Origin of the sequence: Devosia algicola (assembly GCF_028816455.1) — a bacterium.
GTDB lineage: Bacteria > Pseudomonadota > Alphaproteobacteria > Rhizobiales > Devosiaceae > Devosia > Devosia algicola.
In genome coordinates this window covers 3,090,481-3,114,415 of record NZ_CP118246.1, presented here as the reverse complement: position 1 = coordinate 3,114,415, position 23,935 = coordinate 3,090,481, and the positions used below count along the sequence as shown (strand labels likewise).

Annotated in this window: 15 protein-coding genes and 6 pseudogenes; 5 read left to right on the top strand and 16 right to left on the bottom strand. The window is 58.5% G+C overall.

Annotated elements, in window-relative coordinates:
• Positions 1 to 77: 77 nt before the first annotated feature.
• The gene (locus PSQ19_RS16570; protein ID WP_282218638.1) at positions 78 to 1,079 is read right to left on the bottom strand and encodes a BMP family lipoprotein; all 1,002 of its coding nucleotides are present in this window, start codon (positions 1,077 to 1,079) and stop codon (positions 78 to 80) included.
• Positions 1,080 to 1,351: 272 nt separating this feature from the next.
• On the bottom strand, positions 1,352 to 1,984 hold the full coding sequence (locus tag PSQ19_RS16565; RefSeq protein ID WP_282218637.1) for a CoxG family protein: 633 nt from the start codon (positions 1,982 to 1,984) through the stop codon (positions 1,352 to 1,354).
• A 55-nt stretch (positions 1,985 to 2,039) separates the two neighbouring features.
• Here PSQ19_RS16565 and PSQ19_RS16560 point away from each other — a divergent pair, with 55 nt between their 5' ends.
• Genes PSQ19_RS16560 through PSQ19_RS16545 form a run of 4 tightly spaced genes read left to right on the top strand, consistent with a single transcriptional unit; the run spans position 2,040 to position 5,778 of the window.
• Positions 2,040 to 3,263 carry a cell surface protein gene (locus PSQ19_RS16560; protein ID WP_282218636.1) on the top strand — a complete coding sequence of 408 codons (1,224 nt, stop codon included), beginning with the start codon at positions 2,040 to 2,042 and terminating at the stop codon, positions 3,261 to 3,263.
• Between the two features lie 29 nt (positions 3,264 to 3,292).
• Complete coding sequence (locus PSQ19_RS16555; protein WP_282218635.1) at positions 3,293 to 4,231, top strand: DUF6384 family protein; 939 nt, start codon at positions 3,293 to 3,295, stop codon at positions 4,229 to 4,231.
• A 4-nt stretch (positions 4,232 to 4,235) separates the two neighbouring features.
• Positions 4,236 to 4,760 (top strand): hypothetical protein, encoded by a 525-nt coding sequence (locus tag PSQ19_RS16550; protein ID WP_282218634.1) that lies wholly within the window; start codon positions 4,236 to 4,238, stop codon positions 4,758 to 4,760.
• A complete protein-coding gene (locus tag PSQ19_RS16545; RefSeq protein WP_282218633.1) occupies positions 4,702 to 5,778 on the top strand; it encodes a hypothetical protein in 1,077 nt (358 codons plus the stop codon). Before PSQ19_RS16550 ends, PSQ19_RS16545 begins: the two co-directional genes overlap by 59 nt.
• 12 nt (positions 5,779 to 5,790) lie before the next feature.
• Here PSQ19_RS16545 and PSQ19_RS16540 read toward each other — a convergent pair whose 3' ends face one another.
• From PSQ19_RS16540 to PSQ19_RS16495, 10 genes and pseudogenes are all read right to left on the bottom strand, one after another.
• On the bottom strand, positions 5,791 to 6,189 hold the full coding sequence (locus PSQ19_RS16540; protein WP_282218632.1) for a VOC family protein: 399 nt from the start codon (positions 6,187 to 6,189) through the stop codon (positions 5,791 to 5,793).
• A gap of 121 nt (positions 6,190 to 6,310) precedes the next feature.
• A pseudogene (locus tag PSQ19_RS16535) lies at positions 6,311 to 6,894 on the bottom strand (SCO family protein).
• Between the two features lie 29 nt (positions 6,895 to 6,923).
• Positions 6,924 to 7,448, bottom strand: coding sequence for a copper chaperone PCu(A)C (locus PSQ19_RS16530; protein ID WP_282218631.1), 525 nt, complete (start codon positions 7,446 to 7,448; stop codon positions 6,924 to 6,926).
• A 51-nt stretch (positions 7,449 to 7,499) separates the two neighbouring features.
• On the bottom strand, positions 7,500 to 7,883 hold the full coding sequence (locus tag PSQ19_RS16525) for a hypothetical protein (RefSeq protein WP_282218630.1): 384 nt from the start codon (positions 7,881 to 7,883) through the stop codon (positions 7,500 to 7,502).
• 64 nt (positions 7,884 to 7,947) lie between these two features.
• A complete protein-coding gene (locus PSQ19_RS16520) occupies positions 7,948 to 8,859 on the bottom strand; it encodes a LysR family transcriptional regulator (protein ID WP_282218629.1) in 912 nt (303 codons plus the stop codon).
• Between the two features lie 38 nt (positions 8,860 to 8,897).
• Positions 8,898 to 9,635, bottom strand: coding sequence for a TSUP family transporter (locus PSQ19_RS16515; protein ID WP_282218628.1), 738 nt, complete (start codon positions 9,633 to 9,635; stop codon positions 8,898 to 8,900).
• A gap of 94 nt (positions 9,636 to 9,729) precedes the next feature.
• Positions 9,730 to 11,625, bottom strand: a complete 1,896-nt coding sequence (locus tag PSQ19_RS16510; RefSeq protein ID WP_282218627.1) for an ABC transporter ATP-binding protein — start codon at positions 11,623 to 11,625, stop codon at positions 9,730 to 9,732.
• Positions 11,622 to 13,377: pseudogene (locus PSQ19_RS16505) on the bottom strand (ABC transporter ATP-binding protein). The gene PSQ19_RS16510 and the pseudogene PSQ19_RS16505 overlap by 4 nt, the downstream one beginning before the upstream one ends.
• A 285-nt stretch (positions 13,378 to 13,662) precedes the next feature.
• A pseudogene (locus PSQ19_RS16500) lies at positions 13,663 to 14,564 on the bottom strand (heparan-alpha-glucosaminide N-acetyltransferase).
• Positions 14,565 to 14,726: 162 nt separating this feature from the next.
• Positions 14,727 to 15,182 (bottom strand): Lrp/AsnC ligand binding domain-containing protein, encoded by a 456-nt coding sequence (locus PSQ19_RS16495; protein WP_282218626.1) that lies wholly within the window; start codon positions 15,180 to 15,182, stop codon positions 14,727 to 14,729.
• Between the two features lie 127 nt (positions 15,183 to 15,309).
• Between PSQ19_RS16495 and putA the strand changes: the two are divergent.
• Positions 15,310 to 18,893: pseudogene (putA, locus tag PSQ19_RS16485) on the top strand (bifunctional proline dehydrogenase/L-glutamate gamma-semialdehyde dehydrogenase PutA).
• Between the two features lie 54 nt (positions 18,894 to 18,947).
• Here the strand turns inward: putA and recQ are convergent.
• The 4 genes and pseudogenes from recQ to rnpA all read right to left on the bottom strand — a co-directional run bounded on the left by recQ (position 18,948) and on the right by rnpA (position 23,915).
• Positions 18,948 to 20,790, bottom strand: a pseudogene (gene recQ / locus PSQ19_RS16480) (DNA helicase RecQ).
• Positions 20,791 to 20,898: 108 nt separating this feature from the next.
• A complete protein-coding gene (gene yihA, locus PSQ19_RS16475; protein ID WP_282218625.1) occupies positions 20,899 to 21,558 on the bottom strand; it encodes a ribosome biogenesis GTP-binding protein YihA/YsxC in 660 nt (219 codons plus the stop codon).
• A 107-nt stretch (positions 21,559 to 21,665) separates the two neighbouring features.
• A pseudogene (gene yidC / locus PSQ19_RS16470) lies at positions 21,666 to 23,517 on the bottom strand (membrane protein insertase YidC).
• The gene (rnpA, locus tag PSQ19_RS16465; RefSeq protein WP_282218624.1) at positions 23,514 to 23,915 is read right to left on the bottom strand and encodes a ribonuclease P protein component; all 402 of its coding nucleotides are present in this window, start codon (positions 23,913 to 23,915) and stop codon (positions 23,514 to 23,516) included. Before rnpA ends, yidC begins: the two are co-directional and overlap by 4 nt.
• Positions 23,916 to 23,935 lie beyond the last annotated feature (20 nt).

Below are 23,935 nucleotides of genomic sequence, written 5' to 3'. Positions count from 1 at the left end.
GGGCAATGCAGCGGCTGTTTCCAGCCGCTGCGTCGAAGAGGTTGTATTTTTTGCCATCAGGCGGTTCCCGTCTTCAATCAGACGGGGCACGCCTTATCTTCACGGTAGTCGTGAACAACGATATCGCCTGAAATGATCTTGGCGGTCGCATCATCGACAGCAGCCTTCATTTCCGGCGTGATCAGATCGGCGTTATTATCGTCGAATGCCGCACCAACGCCTTCTTCAGCCAAGCCAAGGACGACCGTACCAGCCGACCAGGTGCCATTCAATTCGTCCATCATGGCATTATAGGCGGCGACGTCGACGCGCTTGACCATCGAGGTCAGGACATGGCCGGGGTGCAGATAGTTCTGATTGCTATCAACACCGATGCCGTACTTGCCAGCGTCGGATGCCGCTTGCAGCACACCGGCACCGGCACCGCCAGCAACCTGGAACACAACGTCAACGCCCTGATCGAGCTGGCTCTTGGTCACCTCGGTTGCCTTGCCGGGATCGTTGAAGGCTTCAAAGCCCGCGCCGACATAGGTTTCAAGCACATCGATATCTGGATTGACCGACTTGGCGCCTTCCTTGTAACCGCAGGCGAAGGCTTCGAGCAGGTCGAAATTGAATGCCGGTACGACGCCGATCTTGCCCGATTCGGACTTCATGGCGGCGAGGATGCCAACGAGGTAGGAGCCTTCCTGTTCCTTGAAGACGACCGAGCGCACATTTGGCAGATCAACAACACTGTCGATGATGACGAAATGTGTGTCGGGGAAGTCGGGCGCGACGGTGGTCAGCGCGGTAGCCCAGGAAAAGCCAGGAATGATGATGGGCGAAAAGCCCTTGGTGGCGAACTGGCGGATGGCCTGCTCGCGCTGCGCATCACCGGTAATTTCAAGATCGGAGTAGGAGTTGCCGGTTTCCTTCTTGTACATTTCGGCGCCATTATAGGCGCTTTCATTGAAGGATTTGTCAAACTTGCCGCCGCCGTCATAGATCAGCGCGGGATCGGCAAATGCGGAACCGGCGAGGATGGCGCCAAGCGCTACGCCACCGGCGATAGCGGATGTAAACTTAGTCAGTGTCATTGATAGTCTCCCTGTCTCGCACCTTTTTCGCGGCCCTAGTGGGTAGGCTCCGAACGATCGTCGTGCGTTGACCAAGGATAAAATCGTGCAAATGCTTTGCCTGCAAGAGGGAAAACCGAATTTTTTTCCGATTGGTAAAATTTAGGAACCGGGTATTTGCCCGAAGAACGCCAGTGGCGGGCGTCGATACGCCCGAGCGCCGTCAAGTCTGCCCAACTATATTGACGCGATCTTGAACCAAAATCTGCCGTTCAAGCGCTGATTGGTGCCTGCTATTGCCTTGCCGTCATTGCGCCGGGATCAGGAGGCAGCACGTCTATCTTAACGCCCATGGCGTCGGCAAAGCGCTTGAAAAACCCATCAATGACCTTTTGGGCCGAACTGCCGATGACGGCCTTGCCGACTCGCATGATCTGACCCGAGGCGCCGCCGCTGGCGACAAATGTCAATTCGGTGCCCTCCCCGGCGTCAGTGAGAATTATGTCGGCAGCACCTTCCGCCAGGCCGAAAAGCCCGCCGCGTCCCTTGCCCGATAACGTATAGCTGGCCGCCGGCACGATGTCGGACAGCACCAAGTCGCCCTTCAAGACGGGATGGGCGACGCCGAGATTGACCTTGATCTCAAGTTCCAGCGCCTCGGTGTCGACCCAGTCGATACGCTGGCAACCTGGTATTGCCGCCTTGAGCATGGCGGTGTCGTTAAGGCCGGCCCACACTGCCACCCTTGGGGCATCAAGCCGATATTTTCCGCCGAACTGCATCAGGCGAATATCCATTTGCATGCGAAGAAAATATCGAGTGGGGAAATCGGATTGCTCATTATTGTTGGCCCTGGTCTTAACGTGCGGCTTTTTCGCACCAATATGGTCAAAATAGTTGTCTGGCCGAGCAGTTTCAATTGTCATGCCGCCTCTCAGAGGCAATCTATGGCACGCAGGCATTTCACGCGGGAGCTTTTATATGTCCGACGACGCCAATACTACCACCAAAACCGTCAGCAACGATGTTGCCCTTACCGAGAAGCCGCTGCAATATCTGGATAAAGCCGTCACCGCCATTCGTAACCTCGGTGTATGGCCCGAACAGACCGGCGAGCAGCCGATTACCGGGCTCTTGGCGCAGATTACCGAGCTGGACGAAACCCGCGTTATCCTGATTGGCCGGACCTTGAGCCAGGCCAGCGCCTTCAACGAGGTTGTGCGCGAGCAGATTGCCGCCATGCAGATCGGGGAGCGGTACGAGGACATCACCAAGGGCTTCGATTCGATTCGCGATGATGCCAAGGGCATGGTCGACCAGCTTTCGGACAACAAGATTGACCTGCGTGAACGGGTGGCAAATGTGTGGATGAAGGTTTCGCGCGGCGACATCGCCACACGCTTCAACCGTATTCGTGACACCTATCTCGCTGTTTCCGCCGACACCAAGGACCAGATTGATCGTGAACACACTATTCTCGAGGCCTACCGCGATTTCCGTGGAGCGCTCAAGCAATCCGAGGTGATGGCGCTTGAAGTTCTGGATACCGCCGCCAAGCGTCTGGCTGAGAAAAAGGACATTTTGCACAAGGCCGCCGACACGCTTGCCGCCTTCAGCGGTGACGCTCCTGCCGATCGGGCGCGGCTTGAGATGGATCGCGACGAGAAGTTGCGCGGCATGCAGAACGAGGAAGGCCGATATCAGATCGCCAAGGATCTGTCGGACAATCTGACCATTTCCTACAACACCTCCGAGGTGGTGATGGCCCGCCTGATGCAAACGACCAATGCCAAAGAGCGGGTCTATCAGCAGTCAATTTCGTTCTTTTCGACCAATGAAACCGTACTGACGGCGCTATCGGCCTCGTTCACCGGTATGTTCGGCCTGCATGAAGCGACCGAAACGCTCAATGCCATGAAAGAGGGGATGAGCAAGAGTCTCGAAACGCTCTCGGAAATTGGCGACAAGGTGCAGGAAGAGGCACTCAAGGCCGGCTATGGCCCCACAATCCGCGCCGACGCCGTCAAGAAGCTGGTCGACAGCGTTGTCAATTTCCAGGAAAAATCGCGTGGCATCATCAACGATATGCGGGTCGCTTCCACCAAGAACTCGGCGGAAATTCGCGATGCGGTCGAAGATGGCAAGAAGCGGCTGGCCCAGTTGGCGGCGGATGGCAATGCGTTGTTGCTGGACGACAAGAACTGAGGTCCGTCGGCGATCGATGAGCCCAAAATATGAGTGACATGAGCGCCACAACCTCCGCTCCGCTGGACGAGGTCATGCTGGCCATGGATGTCGTGGACACGCTCCGGCATCGCCAGGATTTGGCGACGCGTGAGCTGGACGGGGCAGCGCGCGAGAGCCAATTGATCGAAAAGCTGCGCGAAATCTATCGCCAGCAGGGGATTGATGTACCCGATCATATCCTCAAGGAAGGCGTTGCCGCGCTGGCCGAGAGCCGGTTTGTCTATAGCCCGCCACCATCGGGCTTTGGCACGACGCTGGCGCGCCTCTATGTTCACCGTGGTCGCTGGCTGCCCAAGGCGATTGGCGCGATCGCCATCCTGCTATTGGTGTTGGGCGGCTATTTTCTGGGCTATCAACCCTATCAGGCACATCAGCGCGAGGTGGCACACCTCGAACTGACCGAAGAATTGCCGGCGCGGCTCGATGAGTTGTACCAGACCATTTTCAACGAAACCAAGGTGCAGCAGGCCGAGGTCGAGGCTGAGGATTTGCGCAAGCGGGGCAAGGCTTATGCTGCCGAGGGCAATCGCACCCAGGCCGAGGAAATGGCCAACCGCATGGTGGCATTGCGCGACCAGTTACGCCAGGAATATACGCTCAAGGTGGTCAATCGCCCCGATACATTGTCGGTGTTCTGGCGTTTTCCTGAAAACAACTCGGCCGCGACCAATTATTACATCGTGGTCGAGGCATTGGACCCCAACGGCAAGGCGCTGTCCTTCCCCATAACCAACGAGGAAAATGGCGCAACCGAAACGGTCAACATGTGGGGCCTGCGGGTGCCCGAGAGCGTTTATCGCTCGGTCGCTGATGACAAGACCGATAATGGCATTATCGAGCGCGACACGGTCGGGCTCAAGTCGGATGGCTTTCTGGATGTCGAATATACAGTGCCTGTTTTGGGCGGGACGGTAACGCAGTGGTAGTACGATGAGCCTGCGCGGCCCCCAAGCCATGGCGTCTCTGGACGAGGCGATGCGCGATATCAGGCGCGAGGAAGATGATATCTCCAAACGGCTTGCCCGTTCCGGCGAGCGCATCAGCAAGATTCGCGAAAGCGAGGCCGAGCTGGTGCGAGAACTGGCCAAGATGCGACTCGACCCGGCGATACAGAGTGAATTGCAGGGTCATATATCAAGCGCTGAGAGCAAAGCCCGCGATATGCTCAAGGCGCACGCGCGTGAGTTGAGCGCTGCCGAAAAGGCGTTGACCGAGACAGACGCCAAGCTGGAAAAACTGACAGGCGCGCGCGCCAAAGCGTTGACTGCGCAAGCCGACCGGCAAGGCGAACTTGACGCGCTGGCCGCGAGTATCGAGGCCGACATGGCCAAAAATGATGCCTATGTCAAACAACGCGACGATGCCGCGCAACTGCTGAGACAAAGCCAACCAATCAATGGCCAAGACCGAGCAGGCCGAGGCGGATCGCGAGGACAAGGGGCGCCCCTACCGTGACGATCCGCTGTTCATGTATTTGTGGGAAAATGGCTATGGCACCAAAAACTATCGCGCCAACAATCTGATCCGCTATCTTGATGGGTTGGTGGCGAAGCGGATCAGTTTTTCCAAGGCCCGACCAAATTTTGCCATGCTCAACGAAATCCCACTGCGATTGCGCGAACATGCGGAAAATCAGATTGCGGCGGCGCAGGCGGCTCAGGGCGCGGTAGAGGATATAGAGACTGCGGCCGTCGATGCGGCCGGCGGCAAACCTATCCGCGAGCGGATCGCGGCGGCACAACGCGACATTGACGCTATCGACGAGCAGATTACGGCGACCGAGGACGAACGCGACACGACCGCTAAGCGCTTGAGTGATTTGGCACAAGGTGCTGATCCGGCATTCGAACAAGCGCTCTCGACGCTATCACAAAGCCTTATGCGCGAAGATATTCAGACTTTATTGGCCGAGGCGCGGCGCACGGCGACGGGGCGCGACGATACGCTGGTGTCACAGATCGATGATGCACGCGTCCGGGTCAGGGACGAGGACAACGAGACCCGCGAACAACGCCAACGTCTCAAGACGCTGGCGGCGCGGCGGCGTGAGCTGGAAGATATCCAATGGGAGTTCAAGAAGTCGCGGTTCGACGACCCTCGCTCGAGTTTTGGCGAAGAGGCATTGGTGGGCGATCTGCTCAATGACTTCCTGCGCGGTGGTATCAGCGCCGCCAGCTATTGGGATCACTGGCGGCGTAGCCAGAATTTTAATCAGGACAGCCCTTGGGCGGGCGGCTCCATGGGAGGCAACAACAGTCCGTGGGGCGAGCGCGGCGGTAGCACCATCAATTGGCCCGGCGGCAGTTTTGGCGGCGGACGCGCTCCAGGCAATATCGGCATGGGCAGCGGCCGTAGAGGTGGTGGCGGCATGGGCGGTGGTTTCTCACGGCCTCGTTCGGGGTCGTCCGGCGGTTTCAAGACCGGCGGCGGGGTCGGCAAGTCGGGCGGCTTCAAGACCGGCGGCGGGGTCTAGCACCACCGCCCTTTAGTGTGTAGCGGTCGGCGCCAACACTTCCCACAAATTGCCTTCGGTATCAGAGAAATAAGCCGAATAGCCCCATTCTGATTGTTCGGCGTGGGTGGTAATTGTGCCGCCGGCGACCAACACCCGCTCGAGTATGGCGTCAACGTCGTGCTTGGTGCTGGCGGTATGGCTAAGGATAAATTGTGGCGTGCCACCGGTAGCCGTCGCCGCCCCAGTCGTGTTGGCGATCTGGTCGCGGCCAAACAGCACGAAGGACAGATCGGCGTCGAGAAAGAACGCCACATGCTCGTCCCCCGCCCCGATCTGTTGGTCGCTCAGATCGAACAACGCCCGATAAAAAGCAAAGGCGCGTTCAAGATCGTCGACGCCAATGGTGATGATATTGATCCGGGGTTTCATGGTGGTCTCCCAAGCATGTTGCCTGTCTAGCCCAAACCCGCTCACACAGCCATCCCCGTGCCGGGTCTGGCGGATGTTTGGTGCGCGGCCACCATCGTCTGCTGGTGGCAGCACGCCAAACCTACTTGTCGAGCAACCGCTTCAGTTTTTCCAGAGCGGGCTTGGTGTCCTCGCCGTAGGCGATGGTGCCCTCAAATTGGCCCTGAGAATTGAGCAGAAAGACGCTGGCGGTGTGGTCCATTGAATAATCGCCGTCATCAAGGGGAATTTTCTTGCTATAAATACCCCACGCCGTGACGATATTGGCAATTTGGTCGGGCGTGCCGGTCAGGCCAGTGACCTTGCCGCCCACCCAACTGACATAGTCCTTCATGACTTCGGGTGTGTCCCTTTCGGGGTCCACGGTGACGAAATAGCCGTGAAGATTTTTGCCTCATCCCCCAGGCTCTCGAACCAGTTGGCCATTTCAGACAAGGTGGTGGGACAGACGTCGGGGCAATGGGTGTACCCAAAGAACAGGATAGAAGGGTGGCCGTCAAAGATGGTCTGGTCGACCGGCTGGTCGTCTTGATCCACCAATTTGTAGGTGCCACCGCCAAAGCCCGTGCTGGCGGTTGCGGTCTGGTTATTGGCCCGTAGCAACAGATAGCCGGCGCCGGCAAACAGGCCCAGCGCCACGACAGCAATCCACAGCCAAAGCCGCATGGTCTTGAGTTGAGCCATCATGTCCTCGATCAGTGTTGTGCGGCGTTCATGGCGTCACCTGATGCCATGGGTTGGTGTGACGTGTCGGCGGATCCGGTTGCCGCAACTGAGAGAACCGGCAGCACCAGATCAATGCTGCCTGCCGTGGCAAAGGTCAGGGTCACGGGCACCGTTTCGCCTTCGACAAAGGGCTGCGCCAACCCTATGAACATCAAGTGCAGCCCACCGGGGGTCAATGTAACTGTCTCACCGGCGGGAATGGGAAGGCCATCGCTCAAATGGCGCATCTTCATGACATCGCCTTCCATTTTCATCTCGTGAACCTGGACGGTTTTACCGACGGTTGAGGTTGCCGAAACCAGAGTGTCGGCGTCGGCACCATGGTTGGTGATGGTCAAAAAGCCACCGCCGACGGGCGCGTTTGGCAAGGTGGCACGGGCAAACATGCCTGATATGTCTAGGTCGCCAACGTGCGTTTTGCCGTCATGGGCAAATGCGGCAGGGGCAAAGGCAAGGGTTACCGCAAGTGCGGCGGCAAAAAATGAACGGATCATCTGGATTTCCAATAATTTCTAACTGAGACCGGCCATTGCGGCCGTGGCTGTTCAGGTGAAATCGGGTGGGCCACGCGCCGGTGCATCATGATCCGAAATTGCTGGCCGAATTAGACCCGGAACGGGCGGGTAGACAACAGGCAACGCTGCTACATTCAGGCCCACAGTCAGAACCGGCACGACCGGCGCGGCGATGGATTGTTTGGCGACCCCGGCAATCGGGCATCGGGTCAGGTGGGTGTCGGTGCCACCCTTTGTATCGGGCGCACCACACAGCGCCCAACCCGGTGCCAATGTCGCATAACCTAGCGCATCAAGTTCGAGCTGGCTGGCGCGGGACAGATGCATGGGCACCAACACCGTCAGCAGGTAAATGGCCAGCACGGCCAGCGCCGTACCCATTTCCCTAACAATGCGATGTGCTGGTGTGTTCATCCTGGCTCCTGTGCCAGTCCTAGCCCGCAGGTCTGGTGGCCTCAAGCGCCGTAATGTCGCAAGGTCACGGACTGGGCGCATAGGTTTGGGCGCAAAGCGCCAGAAACATCTTCATCGCCGCAGACAGCGGACTGTTGCGGCGTTGGGCCACGAGTAGTTGCCGCCGTGCCCAGGGTTCGCCCAAGGGCGCGGCCAACAGATCAGTTCCCGCGACCAGATGCAGACTGGTGCTACGCAAAAAGCCGATGCCAAAGCCCGCCTCCACCATGCGCACCAGCGCCGGAAAACTCTCCACCCGCACCCGTTCGCCCAAAGTGCGCCCGGCCTTGCGCGCTGCCTCGGCCAGCAGGCGATCCAGCGCCCCTGTTTGATGGATGCCGACCATTTCATGGCACAATAATTGATCAAATCCGATCTGGCGTTGCCCTGCCATTACAGGGGCCAATGGATGATCGGGGGACACGACCACCCAGACGTGATCATCTTCGAAGGGTTTGATTTCAAAGCGGGAAAAATCGTAATTGTCCGAAACGATAGCCAGGTCGCAGCGTCCATCGTCGAGCGCTGAAAGACCTTTTGAGGCGCTTGCTTCCTGAATTTCAAGCGCAATCGTGGGGTTGTTACGGGCGTAGACGGCGAGCAGTTCGGGCAGGCGCCCCGACAGCGCAGAACTGGTGCAGGCCAGGCGCAGGCTGCCGCGCTGACCAGTGGCGAAGTCCGCCATGACGGCGTCGAGGTCGGCGATTTCACGCAGCACCCCGCGACAGCGCTCCGCGTAAATCTGCCCGGCTGCCGTCAGGCGAACGCCTTGGGCCGAACGATCGAACAGCACCACGCCCAAACGACTTTCGAGATCGCTGACGCGACGGCTGACAGCGGAGGATGCGATGCTCTCGCGCTCGGCGGCGCGACCGATCGAGCCGGTTTCGGCCAGGACCAAAATCAATCTGGCGGTAACACTATCGAATTGCTGCATGCCCTGCCCCTTGGGGGCAACATAGCCAAGCCATGTGCCTACAGCAAAACCAATGTTGCGCGCGCGAGATAGAAAAGCCCGATTGCGGTCACGACATAACGGGTCCAGGTGCGAAAATTGGCATCGCTTAGCCGCTCGAGCAGAAATTTTCCGGCACTGGTGCCCAAAATGGCAATGGGTGCCGCCATCAATATTGCAAGTAATTCAGACTGGCTCAGGCTTGCCGCCGCACTCCAATAGAAGGCAATCTTGAACGCGTGGGACAAAACCTGGATGGCGGCCTTGGTGGCGATCACCTTGCGACGGTCCATCATGGTGCGGATGAAAAACATATCCACTGTTGGTCCCGACGCGCCAGCACCCAAATTGAGCACGCCCGAAATGATGCCTGCGGACAACGCGTGGCCCGGCTTTGTCGCATCGAGCGCCAACCAGTGCTTGGGGATCCAGACCAATATGGGTAACAGGCCGATGGTGATCGAGGCGATTATCAGATCTGGTTTGTAGTTAACCGCCACCAGCGCAGCCGCCGCCACTACCAAGCCACAGGTTGTGATGGCCAGGATTTTCCAGTCAATATAGTGCCGCGAAAACCAGGCGCGTGAGCCGTTGGCAACAATCTGGATGATGCCTTGCACCGCAATAGCGGTACTCACCGGCAAGAGCAGGAACAGCAACCACAAAAGGATCAGCCCGCCCGCCATACCGAATATGCCCGACAGCATGGAGGTAAAGAATACCGCCACCAGCATTGCCGCCGCTATCGCCAAGTTCATGGGCGGTCCCGATCTGCCTGTTTGTCGGCAGATTGGTACCGCCGTTAATTACCCCGGAACAGTCACAAGGCGGCATGGACCCATGCCGATTGTGTCAGGTCGAGGCTGCCTGTGGCCCGGCGGCGGCAACCAAATCGTCGGGAATGTCATCGAATGAGGAGTAATTCATGTTGTAGAGCCGCGAATAGAGCCCGCCTTCAGCCATGAGTTCATCGTGGTTGCCACTTTCAATCATTTCACCGTTTTGCAGCACGATGATGCGATCGGCGCCCCGTATGGTGGCCAGACGGTGAGCAATCACCATGCCAGTCCGCCCTTCGAGCAGTTTGATCAGCGCTTTCTGGATCTGCATCTCGGTATAGCTATCGATATTGGCGGTGGCCTCGTCCAGCACCAAAATCTTGGCGTCGGCGACCAATGCGCGGGCGAAGCTGATCAGTTGGCGCTGACCCAATGACAGATTGCCGCCGCGCTGCTGCAAGTCGGCGTCGTAGCCACCGGGCATGCGCATGATAAATTCGTGCGCGCCCACCGCTGTTGCCGCCTCAATCACCGCCTCACGGGTTGCGTCGGTCTTGTGATAGCGGATGTTTTCCAAAATAGTGCCGGTAAACAGGAATGGCTCCTGCAATACCATCGCCACCTGCTGGCCCAGCGATTCCTGGGTAATGTCGCGCACATCGTGCCCGCCGACCAAAACCGCGCCGCCATTGACTTCGTAGAACCGGTGTACCAGCGCCATGGCGCTGGTCTTGCCCGAGCCGGTAGGGCCGACAAGGGCAACGGTTTCGCCGGGATTGACCTTGAAGCTGACATTCTTGAGCACCGGCTGATTGGTGCGGTAGGCGAAGTCGACATTGCGGAATTCGACCGAACCATCCATGTCGGGACCGAGCGTAATAGCGCCGGGGCGATCGCTGACATCGACATTGACGTCCATGACCTCACAGATGCGCGCGCCCGAGGACATGGCCCGCTGCATCACCGAATATTGCATGGTCAGTGAGCGGATCGGATCAAAGAAACGCTGGATATAAAACAGGAACGCCACGATCACGCCAATATCGAGTTCGCGATTGAGCACCATGGCGCCACCGACAACGATTACCACCGACATGGCAATGCCGGTCAGCGTATCGACGATGGGCACCATGACCTGCGCAAATTTCGATGCCCTCAACTGGGTCATCAAATTGAGGTGGGCCTTGTCGTCATAAAGGTCAAAATTGACCTTCTGGCGATCCAGGTTCTGCACGGTGCGCACGCCATTGATACCCTCGGCGAGCGCGCCATTGGCGGTCGAGTTGGTGATATGGGCGTTCATGAAGGCGTTGCGGGCCGGTTCGAGCCAGAACAGACGTACAATGAACAATACCGGCATCACCGAAAGCGTCAGCAAGCCAAGGCGAAAATCGAGCGAGAGCAGCACAATGACGATGCCGAACAGCAGAACGATATCACCCACCGACAGGACGGAGGTTTCGAGAAATTCCTGCATGGAATTGACGTCACCCTGCAGGCGGCTCATCAGCCGCCCCACTTCGGTACGATCCATGAAGGACAGTGAGACTTCCTGCAAATGGGAGAACATGGCGCGCCGCATGTCGAACAGGACATTTTCGGCCGCCTTGCCCACAACAGTTTCCTGCACATAGCTGGCGCCGAAATTGATCACCACCATGGCGGCAAATGCTACGACGGCCCACGCCAGGCTTGCCCGACCGGCGCCGCCCACGACCATGCCTGTATCGATGGCATAGCCAATGATCAGCGGAATGGCCAACTGGGTCAGGGTGAAGGTCAGAACGGCGGCAACCGCAATAAAGATCAGCTTGCGATAGGGCGACACAAAGGCCCATATGCGTTGCACGATGCGCGGGTCATAGGCCTTGCCGAAGATTTCTTCTTCGTCGCGGTGCGAGCCAACCACGGCGCGTGGCGGGCGCTTGTGGCGATCTTCGCTTTCATTGTCATCGGCCATGGTGTTCATGAGTTGGCCTCCGCTGGTGTTGGCGCAACGTCTTCGCCGGGGCGGACCTGCAAATCATAAAGAGCGCGATATCGCCCATTGAGCGCCAGCAACTCTTCATGGCTGCCGCGTTCGACAATCTTTCCTTCTTCCATGAACAGGATGAAGTCGGCATGCATGAGCGAACTCAACCGGTGCGCGATCACGATGGTGATGCGATCCTTGGCAAAGCGCTTTAAGGCGCTGCGAATGCGATGCTCGGTGCCCGCATCGATGGCGGCGGTTGAATCGTCGAAAACCATGACGGCGGGTTTGAGTACCAGTGTGCGCGCAATCGACAGACGCTGGCGCTGCCCACCCGACAGCGAGACGCCACGCTCACCAACGACAGTGTCGTAGCCGCTGGGCAGGCCCATGACGTAATTGTGCAATTGGGCGCTTTCAGCGGCGCGCTCGATTTTAGGCTCCTTGGCCCAGGGGTCGCCATAGGCAATGTTGTTCTCGATGGTCGTGGTAAACAGGAACGAGTCCTGCTGGACCACCGCGACCGACTGGCGCAGCGAGCGCAGCGTGACCTTGGAAATGTCCTGACCATCAAGGGTGATGGCGCCGCCATCAATATCGTAGAAGCGCGGTATCAGGTGCGCCAGCGTAGTCTTGCCGCTGCCGGGTGCACCGACAATGCCGACTGTCTGGCCGGCGTGGGCTTCAAAGCTCACGCCCGAGAGCGCCTTGTGCCCGCCCGAGTCCGGAAAGGTGAAATCGACATTGTCAAATTTGAGCGTGCCCTCGGTTACCACCAGGCTCCTTGGCGTCGGGCGCATCGTCGATCCCCAAATCCATGTCGAGCAGCGCGAACAGGCGCGAGCCGCAGGTGGAGGCGCGCGCATATGAATTGACCATCATCCCCAGTTGGCGCACCGGCATCTGCAAAATCGTCATGAAGGTCAGGAACGAAGTGAGCGTGCCCACCGTCATGGTACCATCGATCACCATATTGCCGCCGAACCAGAGCACCAGCCCCATCGAAAAGAAAAAGGAAAAGGTCATGGCGCTGGTATTGCGGACGCGGATGGCGACGCGCTCATGGCTCACACTCAGCGCTGCCTGGGAAGCAGCATCGAATTTGTCCATCTCATGCTGTTGACCGGCAAAGGCACGCACAACGCGGATACCGCCAAGATTTTCTTCCATCACCCGGCTGAGCGCCGAGAGCTTGTCTTGCAGGATCAGCCAGGTGCCGCGCAGCTTGAGTTGCGCCATTGAGGAGCGCCAAGCCACAAAGGGCACGAAGCTGAGGCTCAACAGGCCAAGCACGAGGTCGGTCGAAATCAGCAGATAGGCCCCCACACCGATCAATACGCTCAATAGCACGGTGCGCACGAGGCCGGTCGAAAAGAACATGCGCACGCCATCAAGATCGAGCATGCCCACGGTGATCAGGTCGCCCGAATGAACCTTGTCATGAAAGGAAAAGCTCAGGCGTTGAATTTTCTCGTAGCATGCCAAGCGCAATTCATAGCCGATCGTGTGGCCAACCGTTTCACTGAAATAGTTCTGCGTGAGGGTAAACAGCCCGCGCAGCATCGAGACCGCCAAAAGGGTGATGGCGCTGACCCACAGGGCGTACTGCGCCTCCTGACCACCACCGACTATGCCTTGGGCACGATCCACCGCCTGGCCGAGAAGCCGGGGTATGGCGAGTTGCAAACCCGATGCAATCATGGTCGCAATTATGGCGATTGCCACCTGCACGGGGTGGCGAAGTGCCATTCGGGTTATACGCAACAATGTACCGAGGCCCTGCCCCCATTGGGCAGATGCCAAGTGGCCGGGGGCCTTAACGCGCGCACGGGCGCGTCCAACCGTATCGGAATTCAAGGAACTATCCAGACGTCAATAAGTGCGCCCGCGCCAAAGGTGCTGTCAGGTCAGATTCGGTTTGGGCAAATCAACTAGACTTACATACAAGGCCATTTCTTATGTAGTTTCAAGCGCAAGTGACGCAAAAAGTCACGCAAAATGCATCTGGATGCGCGCGGAAGCGCCGCGCCGTTCCTATTTTGGCGCGATTGGGAAAATCAGCGCAGAACAAGCTTGGGTAATCGTGTTCAACGCGGTTTGCTCGGAAGGACTCGGATTGCCGCTATTGACCCCCTCCCAAAGATCATTGTCGATGACCCCGGTCAAACCACATTGGCAATAGGTGGTGCATTGATCAGCCCCGGTGCCACCGGCAAGACAGGTGGCCTGGCACTGACTCAAAAACTGCTGCTGCTGGATCTCGGCGCCGGGGCGCACGACCAGTGACAACGGATAGAGCACGCCTAACAGCAATGGCTGATGCAACAGGTAGATCAGCAGCGTCCAGCGCCCCAGCGTCGCCAATAGCTGTTTGAACCGAGTATTGGCCTCGATGGCACCCAGTGCGGCCATCTGTCCCGAGGCGATCAACCAGCGTGTCAGGACTATGGCGCCCAACACAACACCAAACCAGGGGAATATCGGCACCAGATCGTTAGTCAAGGGCGGCACGGTCCAAAAGCCAAGCCATGAGACTGGCCGCGCATTGTAAAATGGATCAGCATATCCCCAACCAAGCGCCATGATGATCAGCGCAATCAGCGCCACCAGCCACAGTGGTGCCCGCAAGAACGGCAGCGACAAAAGGCTGAACAAGGAAATGGCGTGCAGGATGCCGAAATAGACAAAGGCGTCGGGAAAGACCAGCAGTGTGGCAATGGTGATCAGGGCGGCAGCGCCAACCAGAATACCCAATCGTTTCCAGAAAATTGGCCAGCGGATCACGTTGCCATGGCCGAGCACCAATCCGACCCCCACCAGAATCAGGAAGCTGGCGAGAATGGTGCGCGCAAAAAAACCCAGCCACGGTCGGCGCTGACATCGACGGGGAAAAAGCGCAGGTAACTCAAGTCCCAGAAGGTGTGATAGATCACCATCGCGACCAGCGCCACGCCGCGCGCCATGTCGATGATTGCGTAACGTGGGCGCCGAATGGCGGTTTCAACCATGATTGGGTCTCAATTGCGATTCGGTGCAGCTTGACAAGAGCATTGCCAGAAACCGCGGCGGCGCAATAGCCATACTTGCACCAAGCAAACTCACCCCTCCTTGACGGCTTCCATCACCACAAAGGTCGAGGTGTGGGCGACATGGGGCAAAGCAGAGATGGTTTCGCCCAGTATGCGGCGATAGGCGACGATATCGGTAGAGCGGACCTTGAGCAGATAATCGAAATTAGCTGCCATCATGTGACATTCCTCGATCTGGGCGACCTTGGCAATTGCGCGGTTAAAATCGATCAACGCCGCCGAGCGGCTGTCGGACAGTGTCACCTGCACAAAAGCGACATGGCCTTCGCCCAGCCGCAACCGGTCGATAACTGCACTATAACCCTTGATCAACCCCAGCGCCTCAAGCCGCCTCACACGCGCCTGTACAGGGGTCTTGGACAGGCCGACCTGTTCTGCCAGCGCCGCCATCGACAAGCGGCCATCCAGATGAAGGGCCCTTATGATATTTCGATCAATTCGATCCAAATCGTCTACTGTTGGCATTACCGTAGTCCACTTGTCGCGATAATTGGCCATATAATAGACCAAAATTACCAAAATCGCGACATCAATAGTTCAACCATTTTGCCACATTCTGCGGTATCATGGTGAGCCTCAATTGGAGATCGCCATGTCAGACCGTCTCAGCACCGTCCGCGCCAGGATGCGCGCCCACACCATCGTGGATCGGGAACAAGCGATCCAGCGCCTGCTGGATATGGCGGCTCTGGACGAGACGACACGCGAGGCCATCTCGGCAGCGGCCGCTGCGCTGGTGCGAGACGTGCGTGGATCCTCAAGGCCGGCGCTGATGGAAACCATGCTGGCCGAATACAGCCTGTCGACCGACGAGGGTATTGCCCTTATGTGTCTGGCCGAAGCGCTATTGCGCGTGCCCGATGCCGATACGATGGACGAATTGATCGCCGACAAGATTGTCGATCACGACTGGGGCTCGCACGTCGATCACTCGGGGCCCCTGCTGCTTAATGCCTCGGCCTGGGCGCTGATGTTGACCGGGCGGGTGTTGAGCGACGGGCAGTTGCAGATCGGGCGCACGCTGCAATCCATGGTCCGGCGCATGGGCGAGCCGGCCATTCGTGGCGCTGTATCAGCCGCCATGCGTCGCATGGGTAGCCAGTTCGTTCTGGGCCAGACAATCAAGGAAGCGCTCAAGAATGGCGCGGACAATACAGCTGACGGTTATCTCTATTCCTTTGACATGTTGGGCGAGGCTGCACGCACGGATGCTGATGCCCTGCGCTATCACCGCGCCTATGCCGATGCCATCGCGGCATTGGGCAAGGTTGCCAAACAGGACGATGTGCTGGCCAATCATGGCATTTCGGTAAAATTGTCGGCGCTGCATCCCCGCTACGAGGTGAGCCAGCGACCGATCATGCTGCCGGTACTGTGCGAGCGTTTGCTAGCACTGTGCGTAGCCGCCAAGTCGGCTCGTATCGCCCTTAATATCGATGCCGAAGAGGCCGACCGACTCGATCTCAGCCTGGATGTGATTGAAACGGTATTGTCCGACCCAACTTTGGCCGACTGGCATGGTTTTGGCGTGGTGGTGCAGGCCTATGGCGGTCGAGCGCCTGATGTTATCGAGTGGCTTGACGTACTGACCCAAAAGGCTCCACCGGCGCATTTCGGTTCGTCTGGTCAAGGGCGCCTATTGGGACACCGAGATCAAGCGCGCTCAGGTGCTTGGCCTGCCCGGCTTTCCGGTTTATACCGCCAAGGCGGAAACCGATCTTTCCTATATGGCCTGCGCCCGGCAGGCTCTTGGCCATTGGCCCCCGAATTTTTCCGCAATTTGCCACCCACAACGCCCATACCATGGCAGCCATACTCGCCATGGCACCGGACCGTGCGCGCTTTGAGTTCCAACGTCTGCACGGCATGGGGGAAACCCTGCACGAGATCGTACACGACGCCGAAAACAGTCGCTGCCGCATCTATGCACCGGTCGGCGCACATGAGGATCTTCTGGCCTATCTGGTGCGGCGCCTGCTCGAAAATGGCGCCAACTCGTCCTTCGTCAACCAGATCGTTGACGAGGCCATTGCACCCGAAGCCATCGTGCAGGACCCGATTGCCCGCATCATGCGCCCCTCCCGGCGTCCACCCCTGGCGCTGCCCAAGGACATATTCGGTTCTCGCCAGAATTCACGCGGTTACGATCTGACCGATCCGTTGGTGCTGGAGCAGATCGATGAAGCGCGCGCGCCATTCGCGGCCCCGCACCAATGGGATTTTGGGTCTGGCGATCAAGCCGTAATCAATCCCGCCGACTTTGCTGACACTGTGGGACGCGTACGCTACCACAATGCTAACGAAATCGATGATTGTGTTAGCCGGGCGCTAACAGCGCAGGCAGCATGGGAAAATCGAAGCCGCTACGAGCGTGCGGGCATCTTGAACGCGATTGCCGATAGCTACGAGGCCAACGCCCCCGAGTTCTACGCGCTGTGCGCCCGGGAGGCGGGAAAATGCCTTGCCGATGCCGTTGGTGAAGTGCGCGAAGCTGTTGATTTTCTTCGCTACTACGCAGGCGAAGCCATCGCTGACACGCCCCGACGAGCCCGCGGCGTAATTGTTTGCATTTCGCCGTGGAATTTTCCCCTGGCCATCTTCACCGGCCAGATCGCGGCGGCTTTGGTGAGTGGCAATTGCGTTATTGCCAAGCCCGCCGAGCAGACCAACTTAATCGCCAGTCGCGCCGTGGCGCTGATGCACGCCGCAGGTGTTCCCGACGACGTTCTGACGCTGCTCCTTGGGCCGGGCGAGACCGTTGGTGCGGCTTTGGTGGCCGATCCACGGATCAACGGCGTCTGCTTTACCGGCTCGACCATTGTGGCCAACTCCATCGCCGCGCAACTGGCAAAAACCGCTGCGCCAGATACCATGCTGATCGCGGAAACCGGTGGTCTTAATGCGATGTTGGTGGATTCGACCGCCCTGCCCGAACAAGCGGTTCGCGACATTGTCGCCTCTGCCTTCCAGAGCGCCGGACAACGCTGTTCGGCGCTGCGGTTGCTCTATGTGCAGGAGGATGTGGCCAACAAGGTGCTCGACATGCTCAAGGGCGCAATGGCAACGCTTTCCATTGGCAATAGCTGGGCCTTGCAGACCGATGTCGGGCCGGTGATCGATGCCGAGGCGCAACAGGGCATCGCCAACTATTGCGACAAACAGGGCGAGGCCGGGCGCCTGATCGAGACGATGAATGTGCCCGACAATGGTTTTTTCGTTGCCCCTTGCATCGTGCGGGTTGATGGCATCGACGACCTGGAACGCGAGATATTTGGACCAGTGCTGCATGTGGCAACCTTCAAGGCCGAAAAAATCGATGCAATCGTTGATGACATCAATAATCGCGGCTATGGCCTGACTTTTGCACTGCATACAAGAATCGACGACCGGGTTCAGCAGGTGGTAGATCGCCTGCATGTAGGCAATTTTTATGTGAACCGGAACCAGATCGGGGCAATTGTAGGATCACAACCCTTTGGCGGTGAGGGGCTTTCCGGTACCGGACCAAAGGCTGGCGGGCCGCTATATCTCCCACGATTTGGCCATGCACCAAAATTGGCGCAGGGCACGATAGACGCCAGTTCCACAGAGACGAGCGTGACTGAAATCAATGTTCCCAGCGCACAATCGTGGTCGGAACGACCGGACCGCATTGCGAGGCTCCGAGCGCTGTTGCGAGGCAAAGGGGAACGCGCCATGGCGGCCAGCGCGGCGCTCGACATGGGGCCAATTGATTTGCCCGGTCCGACCGGGGAGGCCAACAGTTTGCGACTGGTTGGGCGTGGCACAGTATTGTGCCTCGGCCCCCACCCGGACGCGTTGCGCGCGCAAGTGGTGATGGCGCTGGCGACCGGAAATGGCGTGGTGGCAGTTGCACCCTTGGCGAGTGAAGTACTGCGTGGGCTTAAGGCCACCGACGTGCCACTTGTTGTTGTTGATGGGGTGATCGAGCCGCAGCTTTTGGCGACGGCGGCAATAGCGGCGGTGGCGACGGAAGCCGACGATGAAACGCTACGAGCGTTGCGAACAGCGCTGACGGCCCGTACGGGTGCGATAGTCCCGATCATTTCGGGCCTCGACCCCGCCGCCTATGTGCATGAACGCGCCTTGAGCGTTGATACCACGGCAGCGGGCGGCAACGCCTCGCTACTTGCCAGTATGGATGGCGCGACCTGACCCAAAGCGATTGAACTATAATTGTGCCCTCAGGTAACGCTGGCGCGCCGAAATTCAATCTGCGACGGGCTGTTCCGCCAGCACGGCCAGAAAGGCATTGCCATAGCGCTCGAGCTTGGCCTGACCGATGCCGGGGATGGACAGGAGCTCATCCCGGGTTTGAGGGCGCGATTGAGCCAGAGCGCGCAGCGTCGCATCCTGAAACACCACATAGGGTGGCACACCCTGTTGGCGCGCGATACGCAATCGCTCGGCGCGCAAAGCATTAAATATTGACATGATAGGCTCGGGCAGTTCGACCGCCCCGGCGAGTTGACGCCGCACTTCGGCGGCTTTTCGCGGCCGGTCCTTGCGCAGGATGACTGGCTGCTCACGCTTGAATACAGCGCGAGCGCCCTCGCCAAGGGTCAGCGCCCCATGAGCGTTATGATCAACTTGCAGCAAACCAAGCGCGGCCAACTGGCGATAGACCGACTGCCAGCTTCGCACATCCATATCCTTGCCCGCGCCGAAAACGGCCTGTTGGTCATGACTGAAGCGTGTGACTTTTTCGGTTGGCTTGCCCATCAACACATCGATGAGGTGGCCGGCGCCGAAGCGTTGGCCGGTACGATAAGCGCAGGCCAGCGCTTTGATTGCCGCCTCGGTGCCGTCCCAACTGGCGACGGGCGAGCGGCAGGTATCGCAATTGCCACAGTTTGAGGGATAGATTTCGCCAAAGTGGGCCAATATCGCCTTGCGGCGACATTGGGTGGTTTCGCAAACGCCCAACAGGGCCGTCAGCTTGGCCTGTTCGACCTGCTTAATCGCGTCGGGGGCGTTGCCTTCCGCAATCATTCTGCGGCGCTGGACCACGTCTGCCATGCCATAGGCTCATCCAGGCGTTGGCGGGCTGGCCGTCACGACCGGCGCGGCCTGTTTCCTGATAGTAGGCTTCAATCGAGGCCGGTAAATCCATGTGGACGACATAGCGCACGTCCGGCTTGTCAATGCCCATGCCAAAGGCCACGGTGGCAACCAGACAAAGATTTTCCTCGCGCAGAAACGCATCCTGATTGGCGGATCGGACGCTGGCGTCCATGCCTGCATGATAGGGGAGCGCCCGGATACCCTGCTGATTCAACCAATCGGCAATATCCTCGACCTTGGCGCGCGACAGGCAATAAACGATACCGCTATCGCCCTTGTGACGTTCGAGAAATCGCCGCAATTGCTGGCGCGCATTGTCACGCTCGATAATCTCATATGAAATATTGGGCCGGTCAAAGCTGGTGGCAAAGACCCGGGCGTCGGCCAGGCCGAGCCGCTCGATAATATCGTCGCGCGTCACCGGATCGGCGGTCGCGGTCAGTGCGATGCGGGGCACGCCGGGGAATAGTTCGGTCAGTTGCGCCAGATCACGATATTCGGGGCGAAAGTCATGACCCCATTGGCTGACACAATGTGCCTCATCAATGGCGAATAGTGCGATCTGTAGGCCCTCCAGCATTTGTCGAAAGCCGGGTGCGGCAACGCGTTCAGGCGCGACATAGAGCAGGTCGAGTTCACCGCGCCGCAATTGCTGGCGTACAATGGCCACTTCCTCGCTGGAGAGCGAGGAATTGAGCGCCGCGGCGCGGACACCGGCCTGACGCAAGGCCTCGACCTGATCGCGCATCAGGGCAATGAGCGGAGAAATCACGATGCCGACGCCATCGCGGCAGATGGCGGGAATCTGATAGCAGGCCGATTTTCCAGCGCCAGTGGGAAACAGAACAACGGCGTCGCCACCATCGGTGAGAAGACGCACCACTTCTTCCTGCTCACCCCGAAAGGCGGCATGGCCAAAAACGTTGCGCAAAACCTCGGCAGGGTCGTTGGACGCAAGTGCCGGCGCGGAGATGCCGGAAAAATTCATGGTGTGGTCCCAGCGCGGGGCGCGACTCAGTACGCCCAAATCAATGATCTCTTGGACCATGATTGGGGGCAAGTACGCAAGCGTGCCAGAGGCGACTTTGCCGCCTGCTCAGCTTTGCAGTAGCAGGGCGATTTCGGTGCGCAGATCGCTCAAGCCGTCACCCTTGTGGCTTGATGTAATGATAATGTGGGGATGGGCGGCGGTGCGCTTTGCCACCAGGGCCCTGGTTATGGCAACGACTTTTTCCAGATCGGCAGCCAGAAGTTTGTCGGCCTTGGTCAAGACGATCTGATAGCTGACGGCGGCGCTATCCAACTCGTTCATGACAGTCATATCGTTGGCTTTGGGGCCGTGCCGGGCATCGACCAGCACATAGACCCGGCGCAGAATGGCACGACCGGTCAAATAACGGTGAATCAGCTTCGTCCAGGCGCGGACCTTGTCCTCGGGCGCTTTGGCGTAGCCATAGCCGGGCATATCGACGATACGCAGCGGCTCACTCTCGCTTTCGAAAATATTGAGTTCCTGAGTTCGTCCTGGCGTGTTGGAAGTCCGGGCCAGGGAAGAGGTGCCCGTCAAGGCGTTGATCAGCGATGATTTTCCGACATTGGAGCGTCCGGCAAAGGCGATTTCGACGCGATCCGGCTCCGGCAGGTCGGCAATGGACACACACCCCTTGATAAAAATGAAAGGTCGGGCAAACAGCAGCCGGCCCGCTTCCAGCGCTTCGGGACTATAGTCAATATCGTTCATATCGGGACGGCTCATGGCTCTGGATCGCTCAAATTTGGATGGTGCCGAACGTCGTGGATCAGAAAAACACTGCCCGCTGGAGCGCTCCAGCGGGCAGTAGCATAATTGACCTGAATTGGCGATCAGGGCTTGGGTTCGGCCGGTTTTGGTTTGCGTTTGAAACTGTCGACGATGTTGCCAAACAAATTAACCTCTGCCCCGTGACGCTTCATGATAAACCATTGCTGGGTGACCGAGAGCGTGTTGTTCCAGGCCCAATAGATCACCAATCCTGCAGGGAACGTACCCAGCATGAAGGTGAAGATGATCGGCATGAACGCGAAAATCATGGCCTGAGTCGGATCGGGTGGCGGCGGGTTCAGTTTCATCTGAACCCACATGGTGATGCCCATGATCACTGGCCAGATACCCAGATGCAGGAAGTGACCAAACACCGGCAGAACCGTGGGGTCCCATGCGATCAGGCCGAAAAGGGTGAAGATGTTGGTGGGATCGGGTGCGGCCAAATCCTGAATCCAGCCAAAGAACGGCGCATGGCGCATTTCAAGGCTGATAAAAATCACCGTATAGAGCGAATAAAATACCGGGATGCTGGATCAGCATGGGCCAACAACCCGATAGCGGGTTGATCTTTTCGCGCTTGTAAGGCTCCATCATTGCCTGTTGTTGGGCCGGGCGATCATCCTTGAACCGTTCCTGCAGCGACTTCATTTCCGGCTGTACGCGACGCATCGCTGCCATGGAAGCATAGGAGCGGTTGGCAAGCGGGAAGAACAGCGCCTTGACCAGAACGGTCACGCACATCACCGCGACACCGAAATTGCCAATGATCGAATAGAGGAAGGTCAAGACCTTGAACATCGGCCAGGTCAGGAAATGCAACCAGCCCCAGTCGATCAGGAGGTCAATGCGGTCAAAGCCGTATTGATCCTTGTAGGCTGAAAGAACTGCTTCTTCCTTGGCGCCCGCAAACACGTAGCTTTCGTCCGTCGCCGTTGCACCGGGCGCCACGATGACGGGCGTCGTTTCAACATAGCTTGACTGGTATATGTCTTTGGTGCCGCTGGGATTGGACCAGGAGAAGCGAGCATTGATCGGCGCGCCCGGCTTGGCAAGCACTGCCGTTGCCCAATATTTATCAGTAAAGCCCAACCAACCCGTTGTATTGTCCAGGTCGACCTGGCGATCCTTTTGCATGTCGGAATATTTCTTGGCCACCAGATTATTGGAACCAAGAACGCCGGAAGGGCCCTCATGCTGGATGAAAAAGTTCTGTACATGGGGCGTGTCATGGCGTGCGACGCGTGCGTAGGGGTAGAGCGAAACCGCATTGGAGCCGTAGTTCTCAACGGTCTGGGTGACGGTAAAGAGATAGTAGGCATCAACGGCGAAGGTGCGGCGGAAAATCAGGCCTGCGCCATTGTCATATTTGAGCGATACCGGGGTTGTTTCGGTCAATGTGGCGTTGTCGCCTTCAACCTGCCATTGCGTGGTATTTGTGGGCACCGCGATAGTGTCGCCATTGGTGGGTACCCACCCCTGTTCGACAAAATAGGCATTCGGCACACCGGCGGGAGTTAATAGCGTGATGATCGGCGATGTCGGATCGACCGTTTCAGTATATTGCTTCAACTCCAGATCATCGAGGCGTGCGCCCAATAGATTGATCGAGCCCTTCAAGTCCGCTGTGCTAATAGCGACGCGCTGGGTCGCGGCGATTGCTGTGGCGCGGTCAGGATAGGTTTCGCTCCCGGTGGGGGCCACCACTGCGCCTGGCTCGCCCGTTGCGGCGGCGGCTGCAGCCGCTGTCTCCGGCACCGACAGGGCCGCATCAGCCGAGGCCTGCTGTTCAGCTGCTATTCTTGCCTGTTGTTGGGCTCGTTCCAATTGCGGTCCGGCGACCAGAAACTGCCAGCCAAACAGCACCGCGATGCTGAGGACTATGGCCAGAATTACATTTTTATTATTTGTCATGATCTGTTGTTCCGCTCGCCTTTGGCACGCGTCGCGCCAGGTCTGGCTGAATTGGGTTTGGCCGTGTGCACGCGGGCAATCGCCTGCGAAATATCGCTGACCAGACGGGAGAAAGGCTCATGTAGCGCCTCCCGGCGCCCGACCAGCACATAATTGTAGCCAGGAACGAAGTCACTGGCACACATCGTCACGGCGGCGCGCAGACGGCGCCTGATCCGGTTTCGCTCGGGCGAATTGCCGATTTTCTTGGTGACGGTAAAACCCACGCCGGGCGCCTCATCCTCCACCTTGACCGACTGCATGCCAAACGCAGGACGCCCGGCGCGATTGCCCCGGGCAGCCTTTACAAACTGAGATCGCTGCTTCAACCGGCGTAAACCGCCCGTGGCTGGTGCCAAGGCCGCCATCCGGCCGGGAA

Coding starts and splice junctions, on each gene's coding strand:
- PSQ19_RS16530 (WP_282218631.1), bottom strand. CDS start 7,448: ATGATCCGTTCATTTTTTGCCGCCGCACTTGCGGTAACCCTTGCCTTT.
- PSQ19_RS16545 (WP_282218633.1), top strand. CDS start 4,702: ATGGCCAAGACCGAGCAGGCCGAGGCGGATCGCGAGGACAAGGGGCGC.
- PSQ19_RS16560 (WP_282218636.1), top strand. CDS start 2,040: ATGTCCGACGACGCCAATACTACCACCAAAACCGTCAGCAACGATGTT.
- PSQ19_RS16540 (WP_282218632.1), bottom strand. CDS start 6,189: ATGAAACCCCGGATCAATATCATCACCATTGGCGTCGACGATCTTGAA.
- PSQ19_RS16515 (WP_282218628.1), bottom strand. CDS start 9,635: ATGAACTTGGCGATAGCGGCGGCAATGCTGGTGGCGGTATTCTTTACC.
- PSQ19_RS16570 (WP_282218638.1), bottom strand. CDS start 1,079: ATGACACTGACTAAGTTTACATCCGCTATCGCCGGTGGCGTAGCGCTT.
- yihA (WP_282218625.1), bottom strand. CDS start 21,558: ATGAGCCGTCCCGATATGAACGATATTGACTATAGTCCCGAAGCGCTG.
- PSQ19_RS16555 (WP_282218635.1), top strand. CDS start 3,293: ATGAGTGACATGAGCGCCACAACCTCCGCTCCGCTGGACGAGGTCATG.
- PSQ19_RS16510 (WP_282218627.1), bottom strand. CDS start 11,625: ATGAACACCATGGCCGATGACAATGAAAGCGAAGATCGCCACAAGCGC.
- PSQ19_RS16550 (WP_282218634.1), top strand. CDS start 4,236: ATGAGCCTGCGCGGCCCCCAAGCCATGGCGTCTCTGGACGAGGCGATG.
- PSQ19_RS16495 (WP_282218626.1), bottom strand. CDS start 15,182: ATGCCAACAGTAGACGATTTGGATCGAATTGATCGAAATATCATAAGG.
- PSQ19_RS16520 (WP_282218629.1), bottom strand. CDS start 8,859: ATGCAGCAATTCGATAGTGTTACCGCCAGATTGATTTTGGTCCTGGCC.
- PSQ19_RS16525 (WP_282218630.1), bottom strand. CDS start 7,883: ATGAACACACCAGCACATCGCATTGTTAGGGAAATGGGTACGGCGCTG.
- PSQ19_RS16565 (WP_282218637.1), bottom strand. CDS start 1,984: ATGACAATTGAAACTGCTCGGCCAGACAACTATTTTGACCATATTGGT.